This is a genomic window from Arthrobacter sp. Hiyo1, from assembly GCF_001263615.2.
Classification (GTDB): domain Bacteria; phylum Actinomycetota; class Actinomycetes; order Actinomycetales; family Micrococcaceae; genus Arthrobacter.
The window spans coordinates 436,525-444,457 of record NZ_DF952469.1 but is presented as its reverse complement, the minus strand read 5'-3'; the positions used below and the strand labels follow the sequence as shown (position 1 = coordinate 444,457).

5 protein-coding genes and 2 pseudogenes are annotated in these 7,933 nt (G+C 62.9%); all 7 read left to right on the top strand.

Going from position 1 to position 7,933, the window contains the following annotated elements; all coding sequences use genetic code 11:
* Positions 1-615, top strand: a 615-nt coding sequence (locus tag AHiyo1_RS06435) for an MDR family NADP-dependent oxidoreductase (RefSeq protein WP_148667490.1), incomplete at its 5' end; no start/stop codon positions are given.
* A 328-nt stretch (positions 616-943) separates the two neighbouring features.
* A complete protein-coding gene (locus AHiyo1_RS06430; RefSeq protein ID WP_172465512.1) occupies positions 944-2,050 on the top strand; it encodes a BMP family lipoprotein in 1,107 nt (368 codons plus the stop codon).
* A 163-nt stretch (positions 2,051-2,213) separates the two neighbouring features.
* Positions 2,214-3,763, top strand: a pseudogene (locus AHiyo1_RS06425) (ABC transporter ATP-binding protein).
* Positions 3,756-5,129, top strand: coding sequence for an ABC transporter permease (locus AHiyo1_RS06420; RefSeq protein ID WP_059387983.1), 1,374 nt, complete (start codon positions 3,756-3,758; stop codon positions 5,127-5,129). The pseudogene AHiyo1_RS06425 and the gene AHiyo1_RS06420 overlap by 8 nt, the downstream one beginning before the upstream one ends.
* Positions 5,126-6,636 (top strand): annotated as a pseudogene (locus AHiyo1_RS06415) (ABC transporter permease). The gene AHiyo1_RS06420 and the pseudogene AHiyo1_RS06415 overlap by 4 nt, the downstream one beginning before the upstream one ends.
* Before the next feature lie 2 nt (positions 6,637-6,638).
* Entirely contained in the window at positions 6,639-7,049 is a 411-nt protein-coding gene (locus AHiyo1_RS06410; RefSeq protein ID WP_084784380.1) for a cytidine deaminase, read from the top strand.
* A partial coding sequence (locus AHiyo1_RS06405; protein ID WP_059387980.1) for a thymidine phosphorylase occupies positions 7,046-7,933 on the top strand: 888 nt, incomplete at its 3' end. The genes AHiyo1_RS06410 and AHiyo1_RS06405, both read left to right, overlap by 4 nt.

Sequence of the window (7,933 nt, the reverse complement as noted above, 5' to 3'; positions counted from 1 at the left end):
CTGACGGCGTATGCCGGACTGCTCAAAGTGGCCGAGTTCAAAGCCGGGGACGTGGTCTTCGTTTCCGGTGCCGCCGGCGCGGTTGGTTCGATTGTCGGGCAGGTCGCCAAGGCCATGGGGGCCTCCAAGGTGATCGGCAGCGCCGGTTCCCCGGAGAAGGTGGCGCGTTTGCTGGAACTCGGCTTCGACGCGGCGTTCGACTACCACGACGGTCCGGTGGCGAAGCAACTCCGTGAAGCAGCGGGGGAGCGCGGCATTGACGTCTACTTCGACAACGTGGGCGGCGAACACCTCGAGGCTGCCCTCGCGGTCCTCACTGTGGGTGGCCGGGTGGCAATGTGCGGTGCCATTTCGCAGTACAACTCCACAGAGCCCACGCCGGGCCCGCGGAACCTGGCCTTGGCCATCGGAAAGCAATTGACCCTGCGCGGCTTCCTCGTGGGCGGCCAGCGCCAGCACGCCGCGGAGTTCGCCGGGAAGATGGCCGGATGGCTGGCCGATGGAACGGTCCGCTACGACGAGACGATCGTTGACGGACTGGAAAACGCGCCGAAGGCCTTCATCGACCTCCTGGATGGGGCCAATACCGGCAAGATGCTGGTCCGGCTGCACTGAGGGATTCCCGGCGCGAACTGGCGGCAGATGCCCGCAAAACGCGATTTTTGGGTCATCTGCTGCCAGTTCGCGCGCTTGGGAACGGGCATCCTAGGACCGTTCGCTGGGAGTTCCGCTACTGCTTGGTAACAAAAGCTCAACAATCTTCGGGTTGTTGGGCTTTTGTGTTACCCGGGTGTGTTCAATCCCACTAAAGTTGTGCCATCAGTGCGCCCCAGGCGCAGTGCTGCGAAGCATCAGTGAAAACAGAATTTCAGACTCGAGTTTTCGAAACGGACACTCATTGACCAACTGTCGTAGCATCAATCACTTTCTTCCTGGAGGAAAATTGAAGCAATCACTGCGTGCCACACTAAAGCGCGGTTCATTTGCGGGCGTCGCAACTGCGGGCGCCGCTGCACTTTTGCTGGCAGGCTGCGGTAGCGCACCGTCTGCTTCGAGCTCGGGCAGCGCCACCAAGTCGGACTACACCGCATGCATGGTGTCCGACTCCGGCGGCTTCGATGACAAGTCGTTCAACCAGTCAGGCTTCGAGGGCCTTCAGGCAGCAGCCAAGGACCTGAGCATCCAGGAGAAGCACGTCCAGTCCAAGGCCGACACGGACTACGACCCCAACCTTCGTTCCATGGTCCAACAAGGCTGCAAGCTGACGGTTACGGTCGGCTTCCTGCTTGGCGACGCCACGAAGAACATCGCGACGGCGAACCCCAACAGCCACTTCGCCATCATCGACTACTCGGACCCCACCTTCCCGAAGAACGTCAAGCCGATTGTCTATAACACTGCCCAGGCCGCGTTCCTGGCCGGGTACCTCGCCGCCGGCACGTCCAAAACGGGCAAGGTTGCGACCTTCGGTGGCCTCAACATCCCCACCGTGAGCATCTTCATGGATGGCTTCTCTGACGGCGTGAAGTACTACAACCAGAAGAAGGGCAAGTCCGTCCAGCTGCTTGGCTGGGACAAGGACAAGCAGGACGGAACGTTCGTCGGCGACTTCAAGCAGGTCGACAAGGGCAAGGTCCTCACCCAGGGATTCCTTGACCAGGGGGCGGACGTGGTCCTTCCCGTCGCTGGACCTGTTGGAGCGGGCGCCGGAAGCGCGATCCTTGACGCCAAGGCAAAGGGCACGGACGCAAAGCTGATCTGGGTCGACTCGGACGGCTACCTGACCGCACCCGCCTACAAGTCGGTCATCCTGACGTCGGTCCAGAAGACCATGGCGACGGCCGTGGAGACAGTCATCAAGGCCGACAAGGAAGGCAAGTTCGACCCCAGCCCGTATGTCGGCACCCTCGACAACGGGGGTGTGGCGCTTGCCCCGTTCCACGATCTCGACTCCGCTGTTCCGGCAGACATGAAGAGCGATCTTGACCAGTTGAAGAAGGACATCATCTCCGGCGCAGTCAAGGTCGAATCGAAGTCCAGCCCCAAGTAAAAATCCGGGCTAAACCGCATCGCGCTGCCCTTCAGCCGAGTTTTGGCAGAAGGGCAGCGCGTTCTGCGTTGCCTTCAATTTGCTCTTCGACACTCCTTTGCCGAGCACTATGCTGGGAGCACGGTGATGACGAGGAGCCATCCTTTATAGATGGGTTGGAGTTTTGAAACTCGAACTGAAAGGGATCACGAAACGCTTCGGGTCCCTTGTAGCCAATGACCACATCGATCTGGTGGTTGAACCCGGCCAAGTCCATTGCCTCCTGGGCGAAAACGGTGCCGGTAAATCCACCCTGATGAATGTCCTTTACGGACTCTACGACCCCAGCGACGGCGAAATCCTGGTCGACGGCAAGCCGGTCGTTTTCAAGGGTCCCGGCGATGCCATGGCGGCCGGGATCGGAATGGTCCACCAGCACTTCATGCTGATTCCGGTATTCACCGTCGCCGAAAACGTCGCGTTGGGAAACGAAGCCACCAAGGCAGCCGGTTTCCTGAACTTGGATGAAACCCGCCGGAGAATCTCCGAGATTTCCAAGCAATACGGGTTCCATGTCGACCCCGATGCCCTCGTGGAAGACCTGCCCGTGGGCGTCCAGCAGCGGGTCGAGATCATCAAGGCACTCGTGCGCGACGCCGAAGTCCTGATTCTCGATGAACCGACCGCGGTGCTCACTCCGCAGGAAACCGATGAGCTCCTGGACATCATCCGCCAGCTCAAAGCAGCCGGAAAGTCAATTGTCTTCATTTCGCACAAATTGCGTGAGGTCAAGGAAATTTCGGACATCATCACGGTGATCCGGCGGGGGAAAGTGGTGGGCTCGGCCGATCCTTCGGCGTCCCCTACGGAACTCGCCTCGGCGATGGTTGGCCGCGCGGTCAGTCTGACCCTGGAAAAGAAACCCGCCCAACCGGGTGAAGCGACTTTCAAGGTCCGGACCTTACGGTTGTGGACCACAATGGCCAGCACGTCGTGGACGGGCTGAGCTTCGACATCGCCAAGGGTGAAGTGCTCGCTATCGCCGGTGTCCAGGGCAACGGCCAGACGGAGCTCACCGAAGCCATCCTCGGCGTCCAGCAGCACGTCACCGGGTCCATCGTCCTCGACGGCGTCGAACTTCTCGGCAAGAGCGTCAAGCAGGTCTTGTCCGCCGGCGTCGGGTTCGTCCCTGAGGACCGCAAGATCGACGGCCTGGTGGGAACGTTCTCCATTTCCGAGAACATGATCCTGGACCTTTACGACAAGGCGCCTTTCGCCCAAGGCATCGGCATGAAACCGGCCTTGATTGCTTCGCACGCGGAGAAGAAGGTTGAGGAGTTCGATGTGCGGACGCCGTCGATCGATGTCGCCGTGGGTACGCTCTCCGGAGGCAACCAGCAAAAGGTGGTCCTGGCCCGGGAGCTTTCCAGGCCGTTGAGGCTCTTCATCGCATCGCAGCCCACCCGAGGGCTCGACGTCGGCTCCATCGAATTCGTGCACAAGCGGGTCATTGCCGAACGGGACAACGGAACTCCCGTGATGATCGTGTCCACCGAGCTCGATGAAGTGCTCGAACTCGCTGACAGGATCGCCGTCCTCTATCGGGGAAAGCTGGTCGGGATTGTTCCGGCCGGTACCTCCCGCGACGTGCTGGGCTTGATGATGGCCGGCGTTCCGGAACATGAGGCAGAACTGACTGCGCACAAGACCCTCGAGGGAGGAACCCATGTCTGAGTCCAATACCCCTCGGCAGGAAAACGAGGCCGAGCCTGAGCGCCCGGAGACTCTGGACGACGAGGTCGTCCTGGATGTCGCGCTGGACACGGCCGACGGCGCAATGGCCCCGTCAGTCATCCCGGCTACCAGCCAAGGCGGACAGATCCCGCACGCCGCCGGTGGTTCGGTCTTCCGGCAGATCGTGACCGGAAACGCCATGGTCTCGGTGTTGTCCGTGCTCCTCGCGATTGTGCTCGGCGGAATCCTGATGGCCGTGACCAACCCCAAAGTCGCCGAGACAGCAGGTTACTTCTTCGCGCAGCCGGGGGACATGCTTACCGAGGTCTTCAGGCCCTACGTGGCGTTGGTCCAGGGCGCCATATTCAACTGGGCCGGGGCCGACGCCGCTGCCCAGCTGTACCCGATCACTGAGACCCTGACGGTGTCCACCCCCCTGATCCTGGCTGGACTCGGCGTGGCCCTGGCCTTCCGTGCCGGGCTGTTCAATATCGGTGCGCAAGGCCAGATCATCTTCGGTGCCCTGTTCGGCGCCTACGTGGGATTCACCTGGCACCTGCCTTTCCTCGTTCACCTGTTGCTTGTCATCGTTGCCGGATTCATCGGCGGCGCGGTGTGGGGCGGCGTCGTCGGGCTGCTCAAGGCCCGGACCGGTGCCCATGAGGTCATCGTGACCATCATGCTGAACTACATCGCCAACTTCCTGCTCCTGTTCCTGCTGACTACTCCCGCTTTCCAGCGCAAGGGCTCCACCAACCCGATCTCGCCCTTCCTGGACCAATCGGCACTGTTTCCGGAGTTGCTCGGACCCCAGTTCAGGCTCCATGCCGGATTCCTCTTGGCAGTGCTGGCAACGGTTTTCGTCTGGTGGCTCCTGAAGCGCTCCACGCTCGGCTTTGAATTCCGGGCCGTGGGCGCCAACCAGAGCGCGGCACGCACCGCTGGAATCAACGTTCCCCGCGCCGTGATCCTGGTGATGGCGATTGCGGGTGCGCTTGCGGGCCTGGCCGGCATTGCGCAGGTATCCGGGACGGAGAAGTACCTCTCGGGAGGCGTCGCCGCTTCCATCGGATTCGATGCCATTACGGTCGCTTTGCTCGGCCGTTCGACGCCGTGGGGAACCTTCTTCGCCGGGCTCCTGTTCGGCGCGTTCCGCGCGGGAGGTGTCGCGATGCAGGCCGAAACCCAGACCCCCATCGACATCGTCCTGGTCATCCAGTCCTTGATCGTCCTGTTCATTGCGGCACCGCCGCTGGTACGCGCGATCTTCGGACTGAACCCGCGCAAAAAGAAGAAGGCCACCGGCGGCCCCGGCTCCGGAACCATCCCCTCCGGAAAAATCGAGAGCGGAGCTGCAACAGCATGAGCACCACAACAACTCAGCCCGGCGGTGGCACACCCGCCGGCAACGCCCCGGCGAGCCCGGGAAAGACGGGCGCCACGGAGCTGGTGAGCTGGAAGGCCGGCATCGGATTGTCCCTCCTCGCAATCCTGGGAACCGTGCTGTTCGGTTTCATGTCCAATTCGAAATCGGCAGGCTTCGGCATTGCCGAGGCGGCCAATGAAGCGGCCTCAAGTGTCGCCGCTTTGGTCACGTTCGTCCTGGCCCTTCTGCTTTCGGCTGGACTCGGATATCTGTGGTTCGTCCGCCGTCGTTCAGGCCGCGCGTCAGTTTCCGGCACGGTACCCGGTTGGCTGCCCGCCTCCACCGTCGCCGCCGTCGTGGTCCTCGGCCTCGCCGCGCTCGGCGTGGCAAAGGTTTCAAAGGTCACGCTCCCTTCCGCGGCCATCGGCTGGATCGCCGCCGTGATTCTCCTGGGCCTAGCGGGCTACACGGTGTACCTCACCCAGCGAAGAGGGCCGTACCCCGCTGGGTGGGCGGCACCTTTGCCGCCGTGTTCCTCATCGGGTTCATGGTCTGGATCGTGGCTGGCGGAAATGGCGATGAGCCGTCGATCTCCCTCGCCGGACTGATCGCAGGATCCGTCACCTTGGCCGTGCCGCTGGTCTTCGGATCCCTTTCCGGCGTCCTGTGCGAACGCGTCGGCGTGGTCAACATTGCCATTGAGGGCCAGCTCCTGCTGGGAGCATTCTCCGCAGCCGTCGTTGCCACGGTGACGCGCAACGTCTACGCCGGGCTGGTCGCGGCGGCCGTCGCCGGAACGCTTGTCTCCTTGGTCCTGGCCGTGGTCAGCATCAAGTACCTCGTCAACCAGATCATCGTGGGCGTCGTGCTCAACGTCCTCATCAGCGGACTGACGAGCTTCCTCTTTTCGACGCTGCTGACGGCGGACCCGGATGGACTCAACAAGCCGGGGCGCTTGCCTCCGGTGGACATTCCCTTCCTGTCCGATATCCCCATCATCGGCCCCATCCTGTTCCACCAGTCCCTCGTGGGCTATTTGATGTACATCGCAGTGATCGTCGTTTACCTCGGCCTCTTCCACACGAAGTGGGGACTGCGCGTGCGGGCCGTCGGCGAGCATCCGCAGGCGGCCGACACCGTGGGCATCAACGTCAACCGGACCCGATTCTGGAACGTGCTCATGGGCGGTGCGATCGCGGGCATTGGCGGCTCGTTCTTCACGCTCGTATCCGTGGATGCGTTCAGCAAGGACATGTCCGGTGGCCGTGGGTATATCGCCTTGGCGGCATTGATCTTCGGGCGCTGGAACCCGCTCGGCGCCTTCCTGGCGGCGTTGCTGTTCGGCTTCGCGGACAACCTGCAGAGCGTCATCACCATCATCGGATCGCCTGTGCCGAGCCAGTTCATGGCCATGTTGCCTTACGCCTTGACGGTCTTCGCCGTCGCTGGATTGGTGGGCAGGTCCCGGCCGCCGGCGGCGAGCGGCATACCGTACGTCAAGGGCTGACCGTGGCATTCACGAATGCCGAGGTGGACTGGGCGGCCCTCGAGGCCGCCGCGGTCGCCGCCATGGGGAAGGCATACGCTCCGTATTCGAAGTTCCCGGTGGGGGCGGCTGCCCTCACCGAGGACGGGCGGATCGTCAGCGGATGCAATGTCGAGAACGCCAGCTATGGACTCACGCTGTGCGCCGAGTGCGCCCTGGTGGGGGACCTCCACATGGGTGGCGGCGGCAGATTGCGGGCGTTCTATTGCGTCGACGGCAAAGGCAATGTCCTCATGCCGTGCGGCCGTTGCAGGCAATTGCTGTATGAATTCCGGGCACCCGGCATGCAACTCATGACAACGCAGGGCATCAAGACCATGGACCAAGTGCTGCCAGATGCCTTCGGTCCCGACAACCTGGAGGAAAACCGGTGACACAGACTGAAGCTTTTGATGCCGTACAGATCATCAGCATCAAGCGGGACAAAGGAACCCTAAGCCCGGAGCAGATCGACTGGACCATCGATGCCTACACTCGCGGCGTCATCGCCGACGAGCAAATGGCGGCCCTGAACATGGCGATCCTGCTCAACGGGATGGACCGTGCCGAGATCTCGCGCTGGACCGAGGCGATGATCGCCTCGGGCGAGCGGATGGACTTCTCCAGCCTGCGGCGTCCCGACGGCGGCATGAAAGCCACCACGGACAAACACTCCACCGGGGGTGTCGGGGACAAAATCACCCTTCCGCTGGCGCCGTTGGTGGCGGTCTTCGGGGTGGCGGTTCCCCAGCTTTCCGGGAGGGGACTGGGCCACACAGGCGGCACGCTCGACAAGCTCGAGGCGATCCCCGGATGGCGGGCTAACCTGAGCAACGAGGAAATCCTGGCCCAGCTGCAGGGCGTGGGTGCGGTCATTTGCGCCGCGGGCACGGGTTTGGCTCCGGCGGACAAGAAGCTCTATGCCCTGCGCGACGTCACGGGCACCGTGGAAGCCATTCCCCTGATTGCCTCGTCCATCATGAGCAAGAAGATCGCCGAAGGCACCGGCTCCCTGGTGCTCGACGTGAAGGTGGGCTCCGGGGCGTTCATGAAGGACGAAGCCCGTGCCCGGGAGCTGGCCGAAACCATGGTGGCCCTGGGCAAGGATGCGGGCGTCAATACGGTGGCCCTCCTGACCAACATGGGGACCCCGCTGGGCCTGACCGCGGGCAATGCCATCGAGGTGGAGGAATCGGTGGAGGTGCTCGCGGGCGGCGGTCCGGAAGACGTCGTCGAGCTGACCGTCAGGCTCGCCGAAGAGATGCTCGCCTGCGCCGGA